Source organism: Streptomyces sp. NPDC093795 (assembly GCF_044764665.1).
In the GTDB taxonomy this organism is placed as follows: Bacteria; Actinomycetota; Actinomycetes; order Streptomycetales; family Streptomycetaceae; genus Streptomyces.
Map to the genome: position 1 here is coordinate 326,867 of NZ_JBIWIO010000006.1, position 20,714 is coordinate 347,580.

Sequence of the window (20,714 nt, forward strand, 5' to 3'; positions counted from 1 at the left end):
GGACTTTACATGTCCAGGATAGCCACGGCAACGGAAAACCCTCCGACCGGCCGCCCCCTCAGGCCCCTTCCGCCGCGAGCGCCGCCAGTCGGGCGAGTGCCTCGTCGAGGACGGCGTGCGGCGGGGAGGCGAGGCCGACCCTGATCGCGTCCGGGGCCGTGCCCGCTCCCACCGCGAAGGCGCCGCCCGGGGTGACCGCCACGCCCGCGCGTGCGGCGGCGGCCGCCGCGAAGGTCTCCGCCCGCCAGGGCTCGGGCAGCTCCCACCAGCAGTAGTACGCGTACGGGGAGGCCCGGAGGGCGTGCCCGGCGAGCCGCCGCCGGACCAGGGCGTGCCGGGCCGCCGCGTCCGCCCGCTTCGCCGCGACCGCCTCGGCGACCGTGCCGTCCCCGGCCCAGCGGGTGGCGGCGGCGAGCGCGAGACCGCCCACCGTCCACGCGCCGGAGCGCAGGGCCTCCGCGACCGCCGTGCGCAGCCGGCCGGGCACCACGAGGTAGCCGGCGGTCAGGCCGGGGGCGAGCCGCTTGGAGAGGCTGTCGACGAGCAGGACCCGTTCGGGCGCGTGCGCGGCGAGCGGGGCGGGCGCGTCGGGCACGAGGAAGGCCCAGGTGGTGTCCTCGACGGCCGCGAGGTCCAGGGTCCGCAGCAGCTCGGCCAGTTCGGCCCTGCGGCCCTCCCCCGCGGTCGCGGAGAGCGGGTTGTGCAGGGTCGGCTGGAGGTAGACGGCGGCGAGCGGCGCCGCCCGGTGGGCCGCCGCGAGCGCCTCGGGCCGTGCCCCCTCGGCGTCGAGGGCGAGCGGTACGAGCCGGATGCCGAGCCGTTCGGCCACCGCCTTCACCAGGGGGTACGTGAGCGCCTCGACGCCCAGGCGGCCGCCGGGCGGGACGAGCGCGGCGAGCGCGGCGGCGATGGCCTGGCGTCCGTTCCCGGCGAAGAGCACGCTCGCGGGGTCCGGCGCCCAGCCGGGCCGGGCGAGGACGGCCGCCGCCGCGTCGCGGGCCTCCGGGGTGCCGGTGGCGGCGGCGGGCCGGGAGACGGCCTCGGCCAGGACGTCGGGTCGGCCGAGGGCCGCGAGGGCGCGGGCCATCAGCTCCGACTGGCCTTCGAAGGTGGGGTAGTTGAGCTGGAGGTCGACGGGGGCGGAGCCGGTGGCCTCGGTGAGCGCGGGCCCCGGCAGCGGGGGCGCGGCCCGGACGAAGGTGCCGCGTCCGACCTCCCCGACGACCAGGCCGCGGCGGGCGAGTTCCCCGTACACCCGGATCGCCGTCGAGTTCGCGATCCCGTGGCGGCGCGCGAAGACCCGCTGCGGCGGCAGCCGGTCACCGGGGCGCAGGCGCCCGCCGCGTACGGCCGCCTCGACGCGGTCCGCGATCCTGCGGTACTCCTCCACGTCCACCCCTCCCGTACGGCACCGAGCGGTATGTCCGGCACCGCGCCCTATTGCACCGAGAGCAAAGATCTTATTGCACCGAGCAATTGCGGCTGCCTAGCCTGCGGACATGCCCGTCTCCACGACAGTCCACGCCGAGACCTTCTACGAGGACCAGGGCGCAGGACCCGCCCTCCTCCTCGTCCACGGCCACCCCTTCGACCACACCATGTGGCGGCCGCAGATCGAACGTTTCTCCCGTACGCACCGGGTCATTACCCCGGACCTGCGCGGCTACGGCGCCACCCCGTTGGGCGCGCGCCCCCACTCCACCGACCTGGGCGTCTTCGCGGAGGACCTCGTCGCTCTCCTCGACGACCTGGGGATCGACGACTGCGTCCTCGCCGGCCTCTCCATGGGCGGCCAGATCGCCATGGAGCTCTACCGCCGCCACCCCGGGCGGATCCGGGGCCTCGTCCTCGCCGACACCTTCCCCGCCGCCGAGACCGACGAGGGCAAGGCCGCCCGGAACGCCATGGCCGACCGGCTCCTGCGGGAGGGCATGCGCGGGTACGCCGACGAGGTACTGGACCGGATGGTCGCCCCGTACAACACCCACGCCGCACCCCACGTCCACCGCATGATGTGCGCCACCGACCCCGTCGCCGCGGCCGCCGCCCTGCGCGGCCGGGCCGAGCGCCCCGACTACCGGGAGACGCTCACCACCGTGCCGTTCCCCGCGCTCGTCGTCGTCGGCAGGGACGACACGTACACCCCGGTCGCCGACGCGGAGGACATGTGCGCGCTCCTCCCCCACGCCACGCTCGCCGTCGTCGAACGGGCCGCGCACCTGCCCAACCTGGAGCGGCCCGAGGAGTTCGACGCCGTACTGGAGAACTATCTCCGCTCACTCGTACGGACCAACTGAAGGTTCGCCGGCGGGCGAACGCTCCGACGATGGGGCCATGAGCCAGAACACGGCACCACACCGCAAGCCGCAGTCCTCCACCTCCTCCGGCGCCTGGGCGGCCGGCGGCACGCTCTTCGCAGGCGTCCTGATGCTGGTCACCGGCATCATGGACATCCTGCAGGGCATCGCCGGGATCGCCGAGGACGACGTCTACACCCGCGTCGGCGACTACGTCTTCAAGTTCAACCTGACCACCTGGGGCTGGATCCACCTGATCCTCGGCCTCATCCTCGTCATCGTCGGCTACGGCATCCTCAAGGGCGCCGAGTGGGGCCGGGTCGCCGGCATCGCGCTCGCCTCCCTCAACGTGCTCCTCCACTTCCTCTTCCTGCCCTACCAGCCGTGGTGGTCGCTCTTCACCATGGCCGTCTCGATCTTCGTGATCTGGGCGCTGGCCACGGACGAGGGTCACGGTCGCGACGCGAGAATCTGAGGAACGGCCGGCCATGAGACGCACCACGGCCACGGCCCGGACCCTCGCCCTCGCCGCAACCACTGCTCTCACCCTCACCGGGTGCGACGCCGCCCAGGACGCGGCGGGCGACGTCTTCTCCTCGGCGACGGCGGCCGTCGCCTCCGCCGCCGAGGACAGGATGAACGAGGTCAAGGACGGCGTGAACGCCACCGGCGACGTCACCGCGGGACCGACGACGACCGACGGCGACCGCACGATCGCCGAGATCACCGCCACCAACCCGAAGGACAAGAACGCCGACTACACGATCATGGTCACCTTCCGCGACGGCGACGGGAACTTCCTCGACTCGGTCGTCCTGAGCATCGACGGAGTCGCACCCGGCAAGCCCAAAACCGGTACGGCGCGCAGCAATCGGACGCTCTCGGGCGATACGAAGGCGGAGATCGCACAAGCCCTGCGACACTGACGGCGTGGACCGAGTCCTGACCGCAGAGCCCGTGAGCAGCAGCCCCCAGCCGACCCCCGAGCCGCCCCTGCGGCCCAGGCACCGCGTCACAGCCTGGGCCGCGGGGCTGCTCCTGGTGGTACCGGTGCTGGTCGCGGCCTGCCGCGCCCTGAACACGGACGCGACGGCCCCCGTCCCCCAACTCCTCTCGTTCCTCCCCTGGTTGACCGTCCCCGCGGGCCTCGCGCTGCTCCTCGCCGCGGTGATCCGGCGCCGGGTGCTGACCTTCGTGGCGGTCCTCGTGCTCGTCGCCACCGCCTGGAGCTCCGTGCCGTACATGCCGCAGGCGGTCATCTCGTACGGGCTGCCGCTGGCGCGGGTGAAGGTCATCGCTGCGAACGTCGAGTTCAGCCAGGGGACGGAGGCCTTGAGCCGGGTCGTCGCACGGGAGGACCCCCAGCTCGTCTTCGTGACGGAATGCAACCGCTCGTGCCGGGACACCCTCACGAAGACCTTCGCCGCACGGCTCCCCCACCACGCCTCCGTCGAGGGCGAGGGCTCCATCGGCTCGATCCTGCTCAGCTCGTACCCGCTGAGCGACCGGCGGACGATCCCGGGGTCCATGGGGATGCCGGGCGCCACGGCGGAGATCGCGGGGGTGCGGGTACGGCTCCAGCTGGTGCACCCGATGCCGCCGCTGCCGGACCAGACGCAACTGTGGAAGCGGGAGCTGGCCGGCATCGAGGAGTACGCCGCGACCGTGCACGCGACCGCGGCCTCGTCCTCCACGGGCCTGGCCCCGGCCCTGATCGCGGGCGACTTCAACGCCTCCCAGGACCACGCGGCCTTCCGCGCGATCCTCGACGCGGGCGGCCTCCAGGACGCGTCGCGGCGGGCGGACCGGAGCCGTACCCCGACCTGGCCCATGGAGGGCCCGCTGCCGCCGTTCGTCCAGATCGACCACGTCCTCGTCAGGGACTTCAGCGTCCGCGAGGTCCGCTTCCTCGACGTGGCGGGCTCCGACCACCGGGCGGTCCTCGCGGATCTCGACCTGCGCGGCCCGCGCTGATCGGCCACGCTGGAAGACATGGACAACGAGGAGATCCTGGACGACATCGGTGCCCTCGTCGAGGAGGAACGCGCCCTCCGGCAGCGGACGGGCGGCCTCCTCCCGGAGGAACGCGCCCGCCTGGCCGACCTGGAGGTCCGCCTGGACCAGTGCTGGGACCTGCTGCGCCAGCGCCGCGCGAAGGTTGAGTTCGGCGAGGACCCGGACACGGCCGCCCTCCGCCCGGCCACGGAGGTCGAGTCCTACCGCAACTGACCCGACTCCCGACGACGGCGGGCGGCGGAGCGCTGCCCGGGACCGTCCACGGAGCACCGCCCGAGACCGTCTAGGGCCACCCCAGTACCGTCCCCACCCACTCCTCCGAGAGCGGCATGTCCTGCGGCCGGCCGTTCACCAGCCAGGTGCCGTCCCACTCGACGCGCCAGATCTCCCCCTGGCGGTTCTCGAACTCCACGAAACTGCCCGGAGCGCCTTCGAGGAGCGCCAGCTCCAGCAGCAGCACGTCCTGCGTGGTGAACCCTCGGGAAGAACCGAGGCTGCCGCCGCGGGTCCGCGTGTTCTCGTATCGCATGCGCAGGTACGGGACCGGCGACCGGGACAGGACAGTCGGTCGCAGCATGCGCTTGACCCGCATGACCGCAACCTCCAGGCTCTCGTCGCCGCGGAACTCGCACGCGTACGCCGGGAAGACCCCCGAGACGACCTCGTTCAGGTCCTCGTTCCGTCCGACGTGGTACCCGTGCACGGCCGGTGACGTGGCCGCGACGGCATCGAACCGGCAGTCCCCGTACGAGAACCCGGGAAGGACCGTGAGCGGTCGGGACTCCGGGCCGCGGCCGAGCTGATGCTCCCGTGCGAACGCCAGAACAGCCCTGGTCAGGCCTTCGTCGTGCACATCGAGCGAGTTCATCTGGTAGGCCCAGCGCCCGTCGTGGTCCATCGCGAGGGAGAACACGAACCGGGACATCGGCGACCACCGCCAGGCCATGGGCAGACCTGGCACGTCCTGGGCGGTCCCGATCGCCGCGACAGCTTCCTCGATGTCCACGACCCTCATCCTTCCCGAGCCGGCGGTCCTCAGGACTCCCGCGCCCGCACCAGCACGTCCCCCGCCGCCGTGCGGTAGTACAGCACGGACCGTCCCGTACGCCGGCGGCCGACCAGACCCGCGTCCAGGAGCACCTTGAGGTGGCGGCCCACCGAGCCGAGGCCCTGGCCCGTCATGGCCACCAGGTGGGTCGTGCTCATCGGGCTGTCGAGGAGCGTCAGCACGCCGGCCCGCCCGGCCCCGAGCAGCCTGGCCAGTGCCTGCGGAGCGGCGGCGGTGGTCCGCTCCGGCTCCGCGAGCGTGCCCGAGCACGGGTAGACCACGGCGTTCCGGTGCACCACACCACGGGAATCCGGCCGGTCCAGGGAGATCCATCCCCGGCGCGGTGTGACCGGCACGAGGAGCAGTTGGGAGCCGAGGAGACGGCGGGGCGGGAAGGCGCGGGTGTTGATCTGGAGCCGGTTGTCGCCCAGCCAGCGCATGTCCGGACGCATGCCGTCCAGTGCGGCGGCCCAGCCCGCCCGGCTGACCTGTCCGGTACGTGCGACCACGTCGGCCTCGATGACGCGCCGCCGCCGCGGCCAGTCGGGCGCGACGGTCTCCCGCCACACCCACTCCAGGAGGCCGGCGACGCGCTCCGGCAGGTCGGCGCGCAGCAGCGCCTCGGGCAGCGGGGCCCGGTGGGCGACCCGGAGGTCGGCGCGAGCGGTGTCGGCCGGCGTCTCCCGTATCCGTGCCACCTCGTCGTGGAACTCCGCGCCGCCCTGCGCGTCGCCGTCGCGCGACGGCACGGGGGTGAGGAAGTCGGCGATCCACCGGTGCCTGCCCAGTGCGACGCGTACGAGCAGGGCGGTGACGGGGTCGGCGGCCAGCCGTTCGCGGTAGGCGGGGCCGTGGGCCTCCAGCCAGCGGCGCTCGGCCGGATGCGCGGGGGCGTCCTTCTCCAGGGCCATGAGGCTCGCGGTCGTCTCGCAGAGGGGCGAGACGACGAACCGGCTGTTCGCGAGCGTGTCGGCGTCGACCTCCCACCAGCCCAATCGTTTCGCCTCCCGGCGAAACATTACCTCCGGGTCTGGCCCGTCGGCCGACACTCCGCCATGCGCACCTACCAGGAGCTCTTCAGGACCCCCGAGTTCACCCCGCTGCTCGCGGCGACCGCCGCGCACGTGGCGGCCCAGACGGTGAGCAGGATGGCCCTGGGGACGCTCGTCTACGACGCGACGGGCTCACCGCTCCTCGCCGCCCTCAGCATGTTCGGCCCGCTGTTGGCGCAGATGGTCGGCGCGAGTGTCCTGCTGTCGGCGACGGACCGCCTGCCGCCTCGTGCGGCGACGACCGGCCTGGCGCTCGTCTTCGCCACGGCCACCACGGTCCTGGCCGTGCCCGGCCTGCCCATGACGGCGATCTTCGCGATCCTGTCGGTGCAGGGCATGCTCGGCTCGGTCGGCGGCGGGGTGCGCTACGGGCTGCTCACCGAGATCGTGCCCACCGAGGGCTACCTGCTCGGGCGTTCGGTCCTCAACATGTGTGCGGGCAGCCTCCAGATCTGTGGCTACGCCCTCGGAGCCGTACTCGTCAATGTCCTGACCCCGCGCGGTGCCCTGCTCACCGGCGCCGCCCTCTTCGTCGTCGCCGCGGCCGTCGCCCGCCTCGGTCTCACGCGGCGGCCGCCGCGCGCGCAGGGCCGTCCGTCCGCCCGGGAGACCTGGCGGACCAACGCGCTCCTGTGGTCGTCGGCATCCCGCCGCCGCGTCTACCTCGCCCTGTGGGTGCCGAACGGGCTCGTCGTCGGCTGCGAGTCCCTCTTCGTCTCGTACGCGCCGAGGCACGCGGGGCTCCTGTTCGCCTTCGTCGCCCTGGGCATGCTCGCCGGGGACACCCTGACCGGCCGCTTCCTGCCGAGCGCCTGGCGCGACCGCCTGGGCGCACCGCCCCTGCTCCTCCTCCTGGCCACCCCGTACCTGATCTTCGCCCTGCACCCGGGCCTCCCCCTGGCCCTCGCCGCGGTGACGGTGGCGTCGATCGGCTTCTCCGCCAACCTCCTCCTCCAGGAACGCCTGATGACCCTGGTCCCGGCCGAGCTGCGAGGCCACGCCCTGGGCCTGCACTCCTCGGGCATGTTCACGATGCAGGGCGTGGCGGCGGCGCTGGCGGGCGGCGGCGCCCAACTCACCACCCCCGCGACCGCCATGACGGTGATGGCCGCGACCTCCGCCGCGGCCACCCTGGCCCTCGCACCCGGCCTCCGGCGCACGGGGCAGGCGGCCGGAGCGGATCCGGCGGGCGCGCCCGTGGTCAGTCGACGGCCCGGTAGACCGTGGTCCAGAAGTCGTTCATGACACGGGGCGAGTCCGGCGTCGACAGTCCGACCTGGGTGAGCAGGACCCCGGTGAGCTGGTGGGTCCTGACGCCGCCGAGGGTCGCGCCCGGCAGGTGATCGGCGTGGACCGGAGGCGACGACGTACGTTGGTGACCATGGCTCGACCCGCAGGAACCGCCGTCCGGCTCTCCCCGCCCGCCTGGCTCACCGCCGGGCTCAAGCCCGCGCCCGCGCCGATCCCCTGGGCCGCCGCGCTCCGCGCCGCCGTCGCCCTGGCCGCGCCGCTCGCCGTGGGGCTGGCCGCCGGGCAGCCGGCGTACGGGGCGCTCGTGTCGATGGGCGCGCTGTCCGGGGTCATCGGCGACACCGCCGACGCCTACCGGATGCGGGTCTTCAACATCGCCGTGCCGCAGCTGTTCGGCGCGGTCGGTGTCACCCTCGGGACGCTCGTCTTCGGGCACGGCTGGCTCGCGGTCGCCGCGCTGACGCTCGTCGCGCTCGTCTCCGGGATGATCTCCTCGATCGGCGCGGTCGCCTCCGTGTCCGGGCTTCTCCTGCTCCTCAACGCCGTCGTCGGCGCCGGACTCCCCATGCCCGACCCCTGGTGGAAGGCGCCGCTCCTCCTCACCCTCGGCGGGCTGTTCGTCCTCGTCCTCACCCTCCTCGGCTGGCCGCTGCGCCGCGCCGCCCCCGAGCGGGCCGCCGTCGCCGCCACCTACCGGGCCGTCGCCGACCTGTACGAGGCCACCGGCACCGGCGCGTACGACGAGAAGCGGCACGCCGTCACCGCCTCCCTCAACCACGCCTACGACCTGGTCCTGGCCCGCCGCGCCCGCCAGCACGGCCGCGCGCCCGTCCTGGTCCGGCTGCTCGCCCAGCTGAACGTCGTCATCCCCCTCGCCGAGGCCGCGCCCGCCGCGCATCTGCGCGCCCAGCTGTACGGGCCGCTCGACGCCACGATCCCGGTGACGGTGCGGCAGCTCGCCGACGTCGTCGAGGAGCGCCGCAAGCCGGGCGGCCACGGCTCCGGGGCGCCCGAACTCGAACTGCCCACCCCCGTCCGGCCCGCCGAGAAGGCCGTCGACCACGCCCTGCGGCACGCGGCCGCCGTCGTCCACGAGGCCGACCCCGACCCGCACAACGTGGACGACCGGCTCGGCAGGCCCGCCGCGCTCCGGGTCCGCGCCCGCAGGGCCACCCGCTCCGTGCTGCTCTCCGGGGCGTCCTGGCGGTACGGGCTGCGCCTCGCGCTCTGCATCGGGCTCGCGCAGGCGCTGGTGTCGCTGATCGCCGTGCCCCGCTCGTACTGGGTCGCGCTCACCGTCACCTTCGTCCTCAAGCCGGACTTCGGCTCGGTCTTCTCCCGGGCCGTGCTCCGCGCCTTCGGCACCGCCCTCGGTCTCCTCCTCGCCGCGCTCGTCCTCGCGGAGGTGCCGCGCGGCTGGTGGGACGTGCCCGTGATGTGCGCCCTCGCCGCCCTGATCCCGGTCTTCTCCGCGAAGGGGTACGCCTTCCAGACCGCGGCGATCACACCGGTGATCCTGCTGCTCTCCGACACCCTCAACCAGCAGGGCTTCGGCCTGGTCCTGCCCCGCCTGTACGACTCGCTCATCGGCTGCGGCATCGCGCTGATCGCCGGCTACCTCCTCTGGCCCGAGTCCTGGCACACCCGGATCGGGGACCGGCTCGCGGACGCCGTCGCCGACACCGCCGCGTACGTGACCTGCGCGTTCAGGGGGAACGGAGACGGCCAGGGGGCGCGGGTGCGGGCCCGGCGGAAGCTCTACCGGGACCTGTCGACCGTCCGCTCCGAGTTCCAGCGCGCCCTGACCGAGCCTCCGCCCACCGGCCCACGCGCCGCCGCCTGGTGGCCGCTCGTCGTCGCCGTCGAGCGGATCGTGGACGCGACGACGGCCGCCCGGATCCGCGTCGACCACGGCGCCCCCGACCCCGACCCGGCCGAGGTCACGGCCGTGGAGCGGGAGCTGCGCGAACTCGCCGAGGGCATCAGGGCGTCGGACACCCTCGTGGAAGTCCGCACCGACCTCGTCGGCGACGAGAACGGAGTCCTCGAACCCCTCCGCCAGGAGGTCCGCGCGGCCCGCGCCATCGCCGGTCCCGACCTGCGGTAAACCCTTTCCCGGGGGCGTACGGGAGGACTTACCGGCGGTCACCGAACGGAACCCTCCCCACCGCCGTTACCGGAATCCACCCGGGCGACTACGATGCGCTCGAAATCACCGTGATCCGCGCCCGCCGCCGTCGGCAACCGGCCCGGCGGACGGGCCACTTCGCCCTGCCTCACCCCCCGCGCCCCGAGGACCCCGCCATGCGCACCACCACGAACAGAGGGCTCCAGCCCAATGTCCTCGGCACCTTCGACACGATCGTGATGGCCGTCGCCGGCAGCGCCCCCGCCTACTCGCTGGCCGCGACCACCGCCGTGCTCTTCGGCGCCGTCGGCTTCGCGGGTCCCGCGGCCCTGCTGTACTGCGCGATACCCATGCTCGGCATCGTCCTCGCGTACGCCCGGCTGGGCCGGATCGACGTCAACGCGGGCGCGGGTTACTCCTGGGTGGGCCGCACCCTGCACCCCTTCCTCGGCTTCCTCTCCGGCTGGGCGCTCGTCTTCGCCGCGACCGTGTTCATGGTGGCGGGCTCGCTGCCCGCGGGCTCCCTCACGCTCTCCCTGATCGACCCGGACCTCGCCGACAACACCCCGCTCGCCACCGCCGTCGGCGCCGGCTGGTTCCTGATGATGCTGCTCGTCGTCCTGGGCGGCGCCCGGCTCACCGTACGAGCCCAACTGATCATGTCGGGCGTCGAGATGCTGATCCTGATCGGGTTCGTCCTCGCCGCCGTCGCGCACCGGGGGCGGGCCACCGCCTTCGACTGGTCCTGGTTCGGCCTCGGCCAGTTCGAGGGCCCGCAGGGCTTCGCCGCGGGCGCCCTCATCGCCGCGTTCTACTACTGGGGCTGGGACGTCACCAGCAACCTCAGCGAGGAGACCCGTAACAGCCGCCGCACCGCGGGACTCGCCGCGCTCGTCGGCGTCGGGTTCGTCTTCGTCCTCTTCGAGGCCTTCACCGTCGCCGTGAACGTCCTGCTGACCGGCGACGAGATCCGTACCGCGGGACCCAACGTCCTCGCCGTCCTCGGCCAGGAGATCTGGCCGGGCGTCGGCGGCAAACTCCTCGTCGTGGCCGTCGTCCTGTCGACCGTCGCCACCCTGGAGACCACGCTCCTCCAGGTCACCCGCTCGCTCTTCGCGATGGGCCGCGACCGGACCCTGCCCGCCGCGCTCGGCACCGTGCACCACCGCTGGAACACCCCGTGGGTCGCCATCGCCGCCGTAGGCGGCGCCGCCCTGGTGATGTTCGCCGCGGCCGCGGCCGCGGGCTCCGTCCAGCAGATCCTCAGCGACGCGGTCTCCGCGATCGGCCTCCAGATCGCGTTCTACTACGGCCTCGCGGGCATCGCCGCGGTCGTCGCGTACAAGTCGCTCCTCTTCCGCTCCGTACGGAACCTGGTCCTCGGCGGCCTCTGGCCGCTGCTCGGCTCCGCGTTCATGCTCTGGGCCTTCGTCGAATCGCTCGGCGAACTCTCCACGACGGCCCTCACCATCGGCCTCGGCGGCCTGCTCATCGGCGTCGTACCCCTGCTCGTGTACTGGCGGAAGGGCAGCGACTACTACCGCCCGGCCCGCCTGGACGCGGCCCGCGCGATGGCCGCGACGGAGGACTGGGCCCCGGCCACGCACGCGCGTACGGGAACCAGGGACAAGAGCTACGCGACGGACTTCTGAGCGACCCGGAAGTCTTCAGTTCACGCACCCCCGTCCCCGGAAAACCCACCCCCCCTTCCCCGGAGACCCGAAGGAGGCCCCCGATGGCCGTACGCCGTCGTTCCGCGCGCTCGGCGCGTGCGGAGCGTTTCGTGCCCGACTTCGACCCGGACTTCGGGGACCGCGCGCTGACCGAGGCGCGCCACGACATCGTCATCGGCCGCTGGCAGGGCGTACGGGACCTGCTCGCCGCCACGGGCGACAACTGGGCCCGCCGCACCCACCGGCTGCGGCTCCTCTCGCACGCAGCCGCCGGCAGTTCCACCGTGGAGACCTGGCGGGCCGCCGAACCGGGCAACCCCGACGCGGCCGTGCTCCGTGCGGCCACCGAGGTGGTACGGGTCTTCGACGCGGCCATCGCGGCCGGCCGGGGCGCCGCCGTGGAGCGGGGCCGGATCGACGCCGCCGTCGACGCCTGCCGGAGCGCGGCGGATGCGGCACCCGCCGACCCCATGCCGTGGGTGGCGCTGCTCTCGGTGGCGCGACTGTACGAGGGCGGGGTGCCGCGCCGTGAACTGCGGCACTGGTTCGACGAGCTGCGGCGCCGGGACCCGTACAACACGGAGGGGCACATCCAGGTGCTTCGGTACTGGTCGGCGCGGTGGCACGGGACACACGGCAGCATGTACGACTTCGCCCGCGACGCGGCGGGCGTGGCACCGCCCGGCTCGCCGCTGCCCGTCCTGGTGCAGGTGGCGCGGGTCGAGGAGTACCGGTACATCGCGGACGGGGCGCTCGGCCGTGGCCCGGTGCGGGGCTTCGACCAGCACTGGAAGCACGAGCTGGCGGTCACGGAACTGCGGCGCACGCACGCGCGGTGGATCGGCGGCCGGGACCCGGGGACGCCGGTGGCACCGGAGGAGGTCGGGGACCTCAACTTCCTCGCGCACGCCGCCTGCTACGCGGGCCAGGTGGAGATCGCGCGGGAGCTGCTCGGGATGCTGGGCAGGCGGGCGGCGTGGGTGCCGTGGGCGTACACGGGGGAGCCGGAGGAGCAGTTCGTGCGGTTCAGGGAGGGCCTGGGGGTGGAGTGAGGCCCTCCACCCCCCGGCCCCCGCGGTGCTCACACGCCGATGTCGCGGCCGTCCGTACGCCAGACGGAGACGACCGACGGGCGGACGAGCTTGCCGGGCCCGTCGGGCCACTCCGACTTCGGGTTCTCGACGGAGGCGCCGTCGAGCTCGCCCGGGTGCTGCACGGCCACCAGGACGCGGCGGTCCTGGATGATCGGGCCGCAGGTCTCGGCGCCCTTCGGCACGGTCAGGAACTGCTTGAGCTCACCGCGCCGCTCGCCGCGCGTGGCGACGCCGAACAGGCCGTCGTGCGAGCCGAGCTGGTTGCCGTCGGTGGAGATCCACAGGTTGCCGTGCGGGTCGAAGGCCACGTTGTCGGGGCAGGAGATCGGGGAGACCTTCTCCTTCGGGTAGCCGGCGAAGTAGGTGGCCGGGTCGTTCGGGTCGCCCGCGACGAGGAAGAGACGCCAGGCGAAGCCGTCGGCGGCGGGGTCGTCCCAGTGCTCGGCCAGTTCGAGGATCTGGCCGTGCTTGTTGAGGTTGCGCGGGTTGGCCTCGTCGGCGCCCGGGTTGGTGCCCTTGCCGCGGTTGGTGTTGTTGGTGAGGGCGACGTAGACGCGGCCGCTGCGCGGGGACGGCTCGACGTCCTCGGGACGGTCCATCTTCGTCGCGCCGACCTTGTCACCGGCGAGGCGGGTGAAGACGTACACCTCGTCGGCGGTCATGCCGGGGACGTGCGAGACGTCGCCGGTGGCAAGCGGGATCCACTGGCCGGAACCGTCGAACTCGCCGTCGTTGGGCAGCTTGCCGGTGCCGTCGATCTCGGCGGCCGGGGAGTCGCCGGTCAGCTTGGCGACGTACAGGGTGCCCTCGTCGAGGAGGGTGAGGTTGTGCTCGCGGGCGGCCCGAGAGCCCCCCTTCTTCATCCGCTTCGACGAGACGAACTTGTAGAAGTAGTCGAACCGCTCGTCGTCACCCATGTAGACGACCGGACGGCCGTCCTCGGTGAGGCGGGGCTGCGCGGCCTCGTGCTTGAAGCGGCCGAGCGCGGTGCGCTTGCGGGGCGTGGAGTCGGGGTCGTACGGGTCGAGCTCGACGACCCAGCCCTGGCGGTGCACCTCGTTGGGCTCCTGGCGCAGGTCGAAGCGCGTGTCGAACCGCTCCCACTTGCGCTCGGAGGCGCCGGTGCCGACGCCGTACCGCTTGTCGGTGGTGCTCGACCCGTACGCGAAGTACTGGTTGAAGTTCTCCTCGCCGTGGAGGGTGGTGCCCCACGGGGTGGTGCCACCGGCGCAGTTGTTGAGGGTGCCGAGGACGGTACGGCCCTCGGGGTCGGCGGAGGTCTTCAGCAGGTCGCTGCCGGCGGCGGGGCCGGTCAGCTCGAACTCGCTGGTGGTGTGGAGCCGCCGGTTGAGGTGGTGGCGGGTGACCGGGGTGAGCTTGCCGGTGCGGTGCTCCTCCTGGACGACGACGACCGAGAGGCCGTGCGCGGCCCAGGCGATCTCGACCTGCTCGCGGGTCGGGTTCTCGGAGTCGTACCCACGGAACATCAACACCTCGTCGGTGTACTCGTGGTTCGCGACGAGGACCTGACGGTGGTGCTCCCCGCGCAGCGGCAGCAGGGAGAGGAAGTCGTTGTTGTAGCCGAACTGGCCGGCCTGGGCCTTCGCCGACTGCTTCTCGGAGTCGAAGGCGGGGGCGCCGCGGAGGATGGGCTCGCCCCAGCGGATGACGATGTTCTGCGCGTAACCGGCCGGGACGGTGACCTTGTCGGCGGTGTTGGGCGCGACGGGGGCGAAGCGGAGGCCGCGGGCGCCGTCGGTGGGGACGGGCTTGCCGGGGCGACCGGGCTTGGCGACGGCTTCCGGGGCGTTGCCGAGGACGACGGCGCCGCCGGCGGCGGAGGCGACGGTCACGACGGCGGCGGCGCGGAGAGCGGAACGGCGCGAGAGCGCACCGGCTATGACGTCACCGACGTACTCGTTGTCGCTGGTGTTGGGCACCTCGTGGAAGCAGGCGTCGCCGCAACGGAAGCGGCAGGTGAGAGCGGAACGGCCGCCTCCGTGGGGGTTCATGCTCAGCAGCGGCAGCAGTTTGCGCACTTCGTCCTCCTACGGCGCAACGCTGCGCCGACATGGTGTCGGGATTCCTTCGGCCGCGACGCTATGTGCGTAGATCTGCACAGGCGCGGCGACGGAGTGAACGCCGAATGAATGCACGGCAACCGGGGGCGACCGGGTCGCGGAGGAGGGAGGGGGTGGCCGCTAACCTTACGTGTCCGCCCTGGCCAGGGATGAAATTCCCGAAACGCCCAGTACGGACATTCACACGCACCCCACTCATGCGAAAGGGTTCGCCCATGGGTATTCGGAGCATGCTGCGCAAGGTGTTCGGCCGGGACCACGAGGAAACCCCGGCAACCTCCGTCCCGCCCCAGACGCGTGAGACCCCGACCCCCGACACCCCGGGCACCCCGGACGCCTCGGGCACCCCGGACGACGCGGCCCGCCGAGCGGCGGACGATCTGGTGGCGGCGTCCTTCGACAACCCGCAGATCCCCAGGGCGCGGGCGAAGACGCCTGCGGCGGGGGCTGCGGCTGCGGCTGCGGGGGCCTCGGAACCGGTGAGCACCGGGGATCGGGATTCGGCCACGGCCGCGGCGGGAGCCGAGGAGTCGGCTGAGGCGGAGAAGTCGGCTGAGGCGGAGGGCGCGGCCGGCGGCGAGGTCACGGCCGACGCGGCTGACGCCGAGACGCCGGCTGACGCCGAGGTGACGGCCGACGGCGAGGTCACGGCCGACGCCGACACGGCTACGGCCGCGACGGCGACGGCGGCGGCAGCGGCTGAGCCCGTGGCTGACGAGTCGGCGGAGCCGACCGAGTCGGTCGCCGAAGAGCCGGCCGGCGACGCGACGGCGGATGCGAAGGCCGAGCCCGCCCCGGCGGATGCGAAGGCCGAACTCGCCTCGGCAGATGCGGACGCGGAGACCGAGCCCGCTTCGACGCAGGCGGACGCGGAGGCGGAGACCGAACCCGCCCCGGCGGACGCGGATGCCGATGCGACTGCCGACGCGGCGGAGGCCGAGACGGAGGCGACCGCTGACGCGGTGGAGGCCGAAACGGAAGCGACCGCCGACGCCGATGGGCCTGAACTCGCCCCCGAGCAGGCGGAGGAGTCGACGCCGGAGCAGGCCGAGGCGACCGCCCCGGCGGAGCCGGTGGCAGCTGCCGACACGAACGCCGACGCCGAGCAGCAGGCGGGGGCAGAGCCCGAGACGGCTCCCGACGAGGCGCAGGCCGAAGCCACCACCCCGGCGGAGCCGGAGACGGCCGCCGAAGCGGACGCGGACGCCGACGCGGGCGACCTCGCCGCGAAGCAGCAGGAGACGGCGGAGCCCGCCGCCACCGAGCCGGACACCGAGCCGGGCACCGAGGCCACGGCGGCCGCCGAACCGGCGGAGGAGGAGACGGCCGTCGCAGACGACGAGCCGCAGGCCGAAGCCGTCACCGCCGACGCTCCCGAGCCGGAGGCTCCGGCCGACGACGCCGAGGCCGACAGCGCCCCGCAGGGCCCCGCTCTCGCCCTCCCCGAGGTCAAGGCCGCCGCCCCGCACCTCGCGGACGCGTACAAGGCCGCCGGGGCCCAGCTCAAGAAGCAGGGGCTCACGACCGCCCGCGCCGCCGTATACCTCGTGGTGGACCGGTCCGGTTCGATGCGCGGGTACTTCAAGGACGGTTCCGTGCAGCGGCTCGCCGAGCAGGTCACCGCGCTCGCGGCGCACCTCGACGAGGACGCCACCGTCACGACCGTGTTCTTCTCCACGGACATCGACGGCACCGTCGCCCTGACGCCCGCCGACCTCACCCCCACCCGCGTGGAGGAGATCAACGGCACCCTCGGCCGCCTGGGCCGTACCAACTACCACCGCGCCGTGGAGGAGGTCCTCGCCCACCACGGCAAGGCGGACCCGACCCGCCCGGCCCTGGTGGTCTTCCAGACCGACGGCGCGCCGGAGTCGAAGACGGCTGCCACGCAGGCGCTGGCCGAGGCGGCCGACCGTCCGCTGCACTGGCGGTTCGTGGCCTGGGGCGAGGAGGACAACAAGGCCTTCGACTTCCTCCGCAAGCTCGACGGGCCGGACGGCGCTCCCCGTACCGCCGTGTACTTCGCGGGCGCGACCCCGGTCGAGACCGCGCACCCCGCCTTCTACCGCGGCCTGCTGGAAGGCCTGGAGCTCTAGGAAGCGGGAACAGGGCTCGTGGTGACGGTGGCGGTGACCGGCAGGGTCACCGTCACCACCAGCCCGCCGCCCTCCCCCGCGCCCCGCGCGACCGCCCGCACACTCCCCCCGTGCGCCGCCGCGATCGACCGCACGATGGACAGTCCGAGCCCCGCGCCCGGCCCCATCCGGTCCCGCCCCTCGCCGCGCCGGAAGGGTTCGAAGAGCCCGTCGACCTGGTCGGCGGGGACGACCGGCCCGGTGTTGGTGACGGTCAGGACCCCGCCCTCGACCCGTACGTCCACCACGCCGCCGCCCCCCGGCACGTTGTAGGCGACCGCGTTCGCGACGAGGTTCCGTACGAGCTGCCCGAGCAGCACCCGGCTTCCCCGCACAACGCCTCCGTCGGCGACCACGCACGCGCCCGCGTACTCCTCCTCGACGACCTCGCCAAGGACCACGTCCTCGCGTTCCGCGAGCCCCCGCTCGCTGCGGGCGAGGAGCAGCAGCCCGTCGATGAGCCGTTCGCTGCGCCGGTTGGCGTCGAGCAGCACCTGCCGTACGTCGCAGTCGTCGTCGAGCCCGACCTGGATGGCGGCGCGCTGGGTGGCGAGCGGGGTGCGCAGTTCGTGGGAGGCGTTGGCGATGAACCGCCGCTGGCTGTCGAAGGCGGTCTCGAGACGCCCGAGCAGCGCGTCGATCGTGTCGCCGAGTTCCTTGAGCTCGTCGTCGGGTCCGCTGACCGCGATCCGGTCGTGCAGGTTGCGTTCGGAGAGGCGCCGCGCGCGGGCGGTCATCTCGTGCACGGGCCGCAGGACGCGCCCTGCGGTCCACCATCCGACCACGACGGCGCAGCAGGCGATCACGACCAGGGCCATGCCCGACCACATGAGCATCTGCTCGCCGGCGGCCCGGCTGATGTCGTCGCCGAGCCGGTACGCCTCGACCACGGCGACATCGTCGACACGCGCCACGATGGCATCGGCTTCCTGATCCGTACCGGCCCTGACCAGCAGGTTCACCACGAGGAGCAGCACCGCCCCGAGGACGAGGAAGACACCTCCGTAGACGATCGCGATCCGGGCCCGGATGGTGGACCCGGCGCCCAGGTATCCGTCGGGGGACGGGCTCACAGCACGTACCCCACGCCCTGCACGGTCCGGATGAGCCCCGGTTCGCCGAGCTTGGCGCGCAGCTTGCTCATGCAGACCCGTACGGCTCCGGTGAAGGGGTCGGCGTGGGCGTCCCAGGCGCGTTCGAGGAGCTCCTCGGCGGAGACGGCGGCGCCGTCGGCCTCCAGGAGGATCTGGAGGACGGAGAACTCCTTCGGGGAGAGGTCGAGGTCCCGCCCGTCGCGGTCGGCGGTCCGCCGGACGGTGTCCACGCGGAGCCCGTACCGCTCCAGGAGAGGCGGGAGCGCGGGCCGGGCGGATCGCCGCCGCAGCGCCCGGACGCGGGAGACCAGCTCGGGGAACTCGAAGGGCTTGCCGAGGTAGTCGTCGGCGCCGAGGTCGAGGCCTTCGACGCGGTCGTCGAGGGAGGCGGCGGCGGTCAGCATGAGGATGCGGGTGGGAGAGCCGGCGACGAGGAGCCGCCGGGCCACGTCGTCGCCGTGGACGCGGGGCAGGTCGCGATCGAGGACGAGGACGTCGTACGGGCAGAAGCCGAGCGACGGGCCCTGCGCGGGGGCACCCCCGTACAGTCCGAGCCGCTCCAGGGCCTCGCCCCCGTCATGGACGGTGTCGACGGCGAAGCCGGCCCGCCGCAGGCCGGTGGCGACGAGCGCGGCGAGGTCCCGCTCGTCCTCGGCAACGAGTACACGCATGCCGTCCATCTTCCCGCTGTCGCGCCCCCCGCTTATCGATGTGAGTGGATCTTCGTGCGACCGTTAGGATTTCGACCATGGCGGCCACTGGATCCGAGAAGCAGGGGGCGAAGGCGTTCTACGTCACGACCCCCATTTACTACGTCAACGACGCTCCTCACCTGGGCCACGCCTACACGACCGTCGCAGGCGACGTGCTCACGCGCTGGCACCGTCAGCGCGGCGAGAAGGTGTGGTACCTCACCGGCACGGACGAGCACGGTCAGAAGATCATGCGCACGGCCGAGGCGAACGACGTCACGCCCCAGGCCTGGTGCGACAAGCTCGTGGAGGAGGCGTGGAAGCCCCTCTGGGAGCACCTGAACATCGCGAACGACGACTTCATCCGCACCACGCAGAAGCGTCACACCGACCGCGTGCAGGAGTTCGTGCAGGACCTGTACGACAAGGACGAGATCTACAAGGGCGGGTACGAAGGCCCGTACTGCGTGGGCTGTGAGGAGTACAAGCTCCCCGGCGATCTCATCGAGGCGGAGGACGGCACGAAGCTGTGCGCCGTCCACAAGAAGCCGGTGGAGATCCTCAAGGAGGAGAACTACTTCTTCAAGCTGAGCGAGTACGGCCCGAAGCTCCTGGAGTTCTACGAGTCGAACCCGGGCTTCATCCAGCCGGAGTCGGCCCGCAACGAGGTCCTGAACTTCGTCAAGCAGGGCCTGGAGGACCTCTCCATCTCGCGCTCGACGTTCGACTGGGGCATCCCGGTCCCGTGGGACGAGAAGCACGTCATCTACGTGTGGATCGACGCGCTCCTGAACTACGCGACGGCCGTCGGCTACGGCGCCGACCAGGCGAAGTTCGACGAGACCTTCCCGGCGAACGTGCACCTCATCGGCAAGGACATCCTCCGCTTCCACGCGATCATCTGGCCGGCGATGCTGATGGCGCAGGGCCTGCCGGTACCGGGGCGCGTGGCGGCGAACGGCTGGCTGATGGTCGGCGGCGAGAAGATGTCGAAGTCGAACCTGACCGGCATCAAGCCGCAGGACCTGACGTCGCACTTCGGCGTGGACGCGTACCGCTGGTACTTCCTGCGGGCGATCGCGTTCGGGCAGGACGGCTCGTTCTCGTGGGAGGACTTCTCCGCCCGCTACACGAGCGAGCTGGCGAACGACTACGGCAACCTCGCCTCGCGCGTGGCGGCGATGGTCGGGAAGTACTTCGGCGGCGCGCTGCCGGCCTCGGCGGCCGACGGCGAGGCGGAGAAGGCGATCCAGGACGGCCTGGCCAAGGCGGTCGCGACCGCCGACGCCAAGATCGGCGAGGAGCTGGACTTCCAGGCCGGCATCCTGGCGATCTTCGACTTCGTGAAGCAGGTCAACGGCTACATCACGGAGCAGGAGCCGTGGAAGGTCGCGAAGGACGAGTCGGAGGAGGGCCAGGCCCGCCTGGCGACGATCCTCTACACGGCCGCCGAGTCGCTCCGCGCGGTCGCGGTCCTGCTGAACCCGATCATGCCGGAGACCTCGCAGGCCCTGTGGGACTCGCTGGGCGCCGAGGCGTCCCTGGGCGCGCTGGCCTCGCAGCCGGTCCAGTCCTCCGCCACGTGGGGGCAGCTCCCGGCGGGCGCGACGGTGACGAAGGGCGCGGTGCTGTTCCCGCGCCTGGAGGAGAAGAAGGACTGACGGTTTCCCGTACGGCGAAGGTCGCCGCCCCCGTGATGGACGGGGACGGCGGCCTTCGCCGTGTCCGGCCTAGACGAGTGCGAGGACGGCGACGGCGGGCGCCATGTAGACGAGCGGGAAGGCCACGTGCCCGTAGGAGCGGGCGCGGAGGACGGTGACGAAGGCCCCGGTGAAGTACAGGACGAGCCCGACGGCGGCGAGGGTCCCGATCACGGGCACGAAGAACCCGACGAGGAGCCCGAGGGCGCCGGCGACCTTGGCGGCGCCGAGCCAGTTCCACCACGTCCGGGGGACCCCGTACTGGGCGAGCGGCTCGACGACGAACGCGGCCCTGACGAAGATCGCGCCCCCGGAGAACCCGGCCATGAACGCGGCGACGGCGGTGACGACGACGGCGGTGGTGGACATCTCGGCGAACATGTCGGCTCCTTGGGCCTCTCCCGTATCCGCCTCGACCGAGCCGGACACAGCACTGACGGAGCCCGAGAGCAA

The 20,714-nt window shown here is 73.0% G+C and carries 18 protein-coding genes; 11 read left to right on the forward strand and 7 right to left on the reverse strand.

The window, feature by feature from the left end; genetic code table 11:
- Positions 1–58 precede the first annotated feature (58 nt).
- Entirely contained in the window at positions 59–1,390 is a 1,332-nt protein-coding gene (locus ACIRB7_RS18985) for a PLP-dependent aminotransferase family protein (protein WP_403599623.1), read from the reverse strand.
- A 109-nt stretch (positions 1,391–1,499) separates the two neighbouring features.
- Between ACIRB7_RS18985 and ACIRB7_RS18990 the strand changes: the two genes are divergently transcribed.
- From ACIRB7_RS18990 to ACIRB7_RS19010, 5 genes are read left to right on the forward strand one after another with little or no spacing between them, the layout of a single operon-like run.
- The gene (locus ACIRB7_RS18990; protein ID WP_403599626.1) at positions 1,500–2,297 is read left to right on the forward strand and encodes an alpha/beta fold hydrolase; all 798 of its coding nucleotides are present in this window, start codon (positions 1,500–1,502) and stop codon (positions 2,295–2,297) included.
- Positions 2,298–2,334: 37 nt separating this feature from the next.
- On the forward strand, positions 2,335–2,772 hold the full coding sequence (locus tag ACIRB7_RS18995) for a hypothetical protein (RefSeq protein ID WP_403599629.1): 438 nt from the start codon (positions 2,335–2,337) through the stop codon (positions 2,770–2,772).
- Positions 2,773–2,785: 13 nt separating this feature from the next.
- Positions 2,786–3,223, forward strand: a complete 438-nt coding sequence (locus ACIRB7_RS19000; protein ID WP_403599632.1) for a hypothetical protein — start codon at positions 2,786–2,788, stop codon at positions 3,221–3,223.
- 4 nt (positions 3,224–3,227) lie between these two features.
- Positions 3,228–4,271, forward strand: a complete 1,044-nt coding sequence (locus ACIRB7_RS19005; RefSeq protein WP_403599634.1) for an endonuclease/exonuclease/phosphatase family protein — start codon at positions 3,228–3,230, stop codon at positions 4,269–4,271.
- An 18-nt stretch (positions 4,272–4,289) separates the two neighbouring features.
- Positions 4,290–4,526: a DUF2630 family protein gene (locus tag ACIRB7_RS19010; protein WP_403599637.1), complete on the forward strand. Its 237-nt coding sequence runs from the start codon at positions 4,290–4,292 to the stop codon at positions 4,524–4,526.
- Positions 4,527–4,596: 70 nt separating this feature from the next.
- Here ACIRB7_RS19010 and ACIRB7_RS19015 read toward each other — a convergent pair whose 3' ends face one another.
- Positions 4,597–5,319 carry a hypothetical protein gene (locus ACIRB7_RS19015; protein WP_403599640.1) on the reverse strand — a complete coding sequence of 241 codons (723 nt, stop codon included), beginning with the start codon at positions 5,317–5,319 and terminating at the stop codon, positions 4,597–4,599.
- A 29-nt stretch (positions 5,320–5,348) separates the two neighbouring features.
- On the reverse strand, positions 5,349–6,356 hold the full coding sequence (locus ACIRB7_RS19020) for an ArsR/SmtB family transcription factor (RefSeq protein ID WP_403599643.1): 1,008 nt from the start codon (positions 6,354–6,356) through the stop codon (positions 5,349–5,351).
- A 60-nt stretch (positions 6,357–6,416) separates the two neighbouring features.
- On the opposite strand from ACIRB7_RS19020, the gene ACIRB7_RS19025 reads away from it, so the two are divergent.
- The 4 genes from ACIRB7_RS19025 to ACIRB7_RS19040 all read left to right on the forward strand — a co-directional run bounded on the left by ACIRB7_RS19025 (position 6,417) and on the right by ACIRB7_RS19040 (position 12,517).
- Positions 6,417–7,658, forward strand: coding sequence for an MFS transporter (locus ACIRB7_RS19025; protein WP_403599645.1), 1,242 nt, complete (start codon positions 6,417–6,419; stop codon positions 7,656–7,658).
- A 136-nt stretch (positions 7,659–7,794) separates the two neighbouring features.
- A complete protein-coding gene (locus ACIRB7_RS19030) occupies positions 7,795–9,771 on the forward strand; it encodes an FUSC family protein (RefSeq protein ID WP_403599648.1) in 1,977 nt (658 codons plus the stop codon).
- A 197-nt stretch (positions 9,772–9,968) separates the two neighbouring features.
- The gene (locus tag ACIRB7_RS19035; protein WP_403599651.1) at positions 9,969–11,444 is read left to right on the forward strand and encodes an APC family permease; all 1,476 of its coding nucleotides are present in this window, start codon (positions 9,969–9,971) and stop codon (positions 11,442–11,444) included.
- An 83-nt stretch (positions 11,445–11,527) separates the two neighbouring features.
- Positions 11,528–12,517 carry a hypothetical protein gene (locus tag ACIRB7_RS19040; protein WP_403599653.1) on the forward strand — a complete coding sequence of 330 codons (990 nt, stop codon included), beginning with the start codon at positions 11,528–11,530 and terminating at the stop codon, positions 12,515–12,517.
- Positions 12,518–12,546: 29 nt separating this feature from the next.
- Here the strand turns inward: ACIRB7_RS19040 and ACIRB7_RS19045 are convergent, their stop codons facing one another.
- Positions 12,547–14,598, reverse strand: coding sequence for a PhoX family protein (locus ACIRB7_RS19045; RefSeq protein ID WP_403599656.1), 2,052 nt, complete (start codon positions 14,596–14,598; stop codon positions 12,547–12,549).
- Between the two features lie 257 nt (positions 14,599–14,855).
- On the opposite strand from ACIRB7_RS19045, the gene ACIRB7_RS19050 reads away from it, so the two are divergent.
- Positions 14,856–16,736 (forward strand): VWA domain-containing protein, encoded by a 1,881-nt coding sequence (locus tag ACIRB7_RS19050; RefSeq protein ID WP_403599659.1) that lies wholly within the window; start codon positions 14,856–14,858, stop codon positions 16,734–16,736.
- Here the strand turns inward: ACIRB7_RS19050 and ACIRB7_RS19055 are convergent.
- Together ACIRB7_RS19055 and ACIRB7_RS19060 are read right to left on the reverse strand one after the other, a co-directional pair.
- On the reverse strand, positions 16,733–17,848 hold the full coding sequence (locus ACIRB7_RS19055; protein ID WP_403599662.1) for a sensor histidine kinase: 1,116 nt from the start codon (positions 17,846–17,848) through the stop codon (positions 16,733–16,735). The genes ACIRB7_RS19050 and ACIRB7_RS19055 overlap by 4 nt on opposite strands.
- A complete protein-coding gene (locus ACIRB7_RS19060) occupies positions 17,845–18,540 on the reverse strand; it encodes a response regulator transcription factor (protein WP_403599664.1) in 696 nt (231 codons plus the stop codon). The genes ACIRB7_RS19055 and ACIRB7_RS19060 overlap by 4 nt, the downstream gene beginning before the upstream one ends.
- 77 nt (positions 18,541–18,617) lie before the next feature.
- Between ACIRB7_RS19060 and metG the strand changes: the two genes are divergently transcribed.
- Positions 18,618–20,222 (forward strand): methionine--tRNA ligase, encoded by a 1,605-nt coding sequence (gene metG, locus ACIRB7_RS19065; protein ID WP_403599667.1) that lies wholly within the window; start codon positions 18,618–18,620, stop codon positions 20,220–20,222.
- 69 nt (positions 20,223–20,291) lie between these two features.
- Here metG and ACIRB7_RS19070 read toward each other — a convergent pair whose 3' ends face one another.
- Entirely contained in the window at positions 20,292–20,642 is a 351-nt protein-coding gene (locus tag ACIRB7_RS19070; RefSeq protein ID WP_403599670.1) for a DoxX family protein, read from the reverse strand.
- Positions 20,643–20,714: the final 72 nt, after the last annotated feature.

Excerpts from the sequence above, each read along its gene's own strand:
- ACIRB7_RS18990 (WP_403599626.1), top strand. The coding sequence starts at position 1,500 with ATGCCCGTCTCCACGACAGTCCACGCCGAGACCTTCTACGAGGACCAG.
- ACIRB7_RS19040 (WP_403599653.1), top strand. The coding sequence starts at position 11,528 with ATGGCCGTACGCCGTCGTTCCGCGCGCTCGGCGCGTGCGGAGCGTTTC.
- ACIRB7_RS19050 (WP_403599659.1), top strand. The coding sequence starts at position 14,856 with ATGGGTATTCGGAGCATGCTGCGCAAGGTGTTCGGCCGGGACCACGAG.
- ACIRB7_RS19010 (WP_403599637.1), top strand. The coding sequence starts at position 4,290 with ATGGACAACGAGGAGATCCTGGACGACATCGGTGCCCTCGTCGAGGAG.
- ACIRB7_RS19060 (WP_403599664.1), bottom strand. The coding sequence starts at position 18,540 with ATGCGTGTACTCGTTGCCGAGGACGAGCGGGACCTCGCCGCGCTCGTC.
- ACIRB7_RS19035 (WP_403599651.1), top strand. The coding sequence starts at position 9,969 with ATGCGCACCACCACGAACAGAGGGCTCCAGCCCAATGTCCTCGGCACC.
- ACIRB7_RS18995 (WP_403599629.1), top strand. The coding sequence starts at position 2,335 with ATGAGCCAGAACACGGCACCACACCGCAAGCCGCAGTCCTCCACCTCC.
- metG (WP_403599667.1), top strand. The coding sequence starts at position 18,618 with ATGGCGGCCACTGGATCCGAGAAGCAGGGGGCGAAGGCGTTCTACGTC.
- ACIRB7_RS19000 (WP_403599632.1), top strand. The coding sequence starts at position 2,786 with ATGAGACGCACCACGGCCACGGCCCGGACCCTCGCCCTCGCCGCAACC.
- ACIRB7_RS19030 (WP_403599648.1), top strand. The coding sequence starts at position 7,795 with ATGGCTCGACCCGCAGGAACCGCCGTCCGGCTCTCCCCGCCCGCCTGG.
- ACIRB7_RS19070 (WP_403599670.1), bottom strand. The coding sequence starts at position 20,642 with ATGTTCGCCGAGATGTCCACCACCGCCGTCGTCGTCACCGCCGTCGCC.
- ACIRB7_RS19025 (WP_403599645.1), top strand. The coding sequence starts at position 6,417 with ATGCGCACCTACCAGGAGCTCTTCAGGACCCCCGAGTTCACCCCGCTG.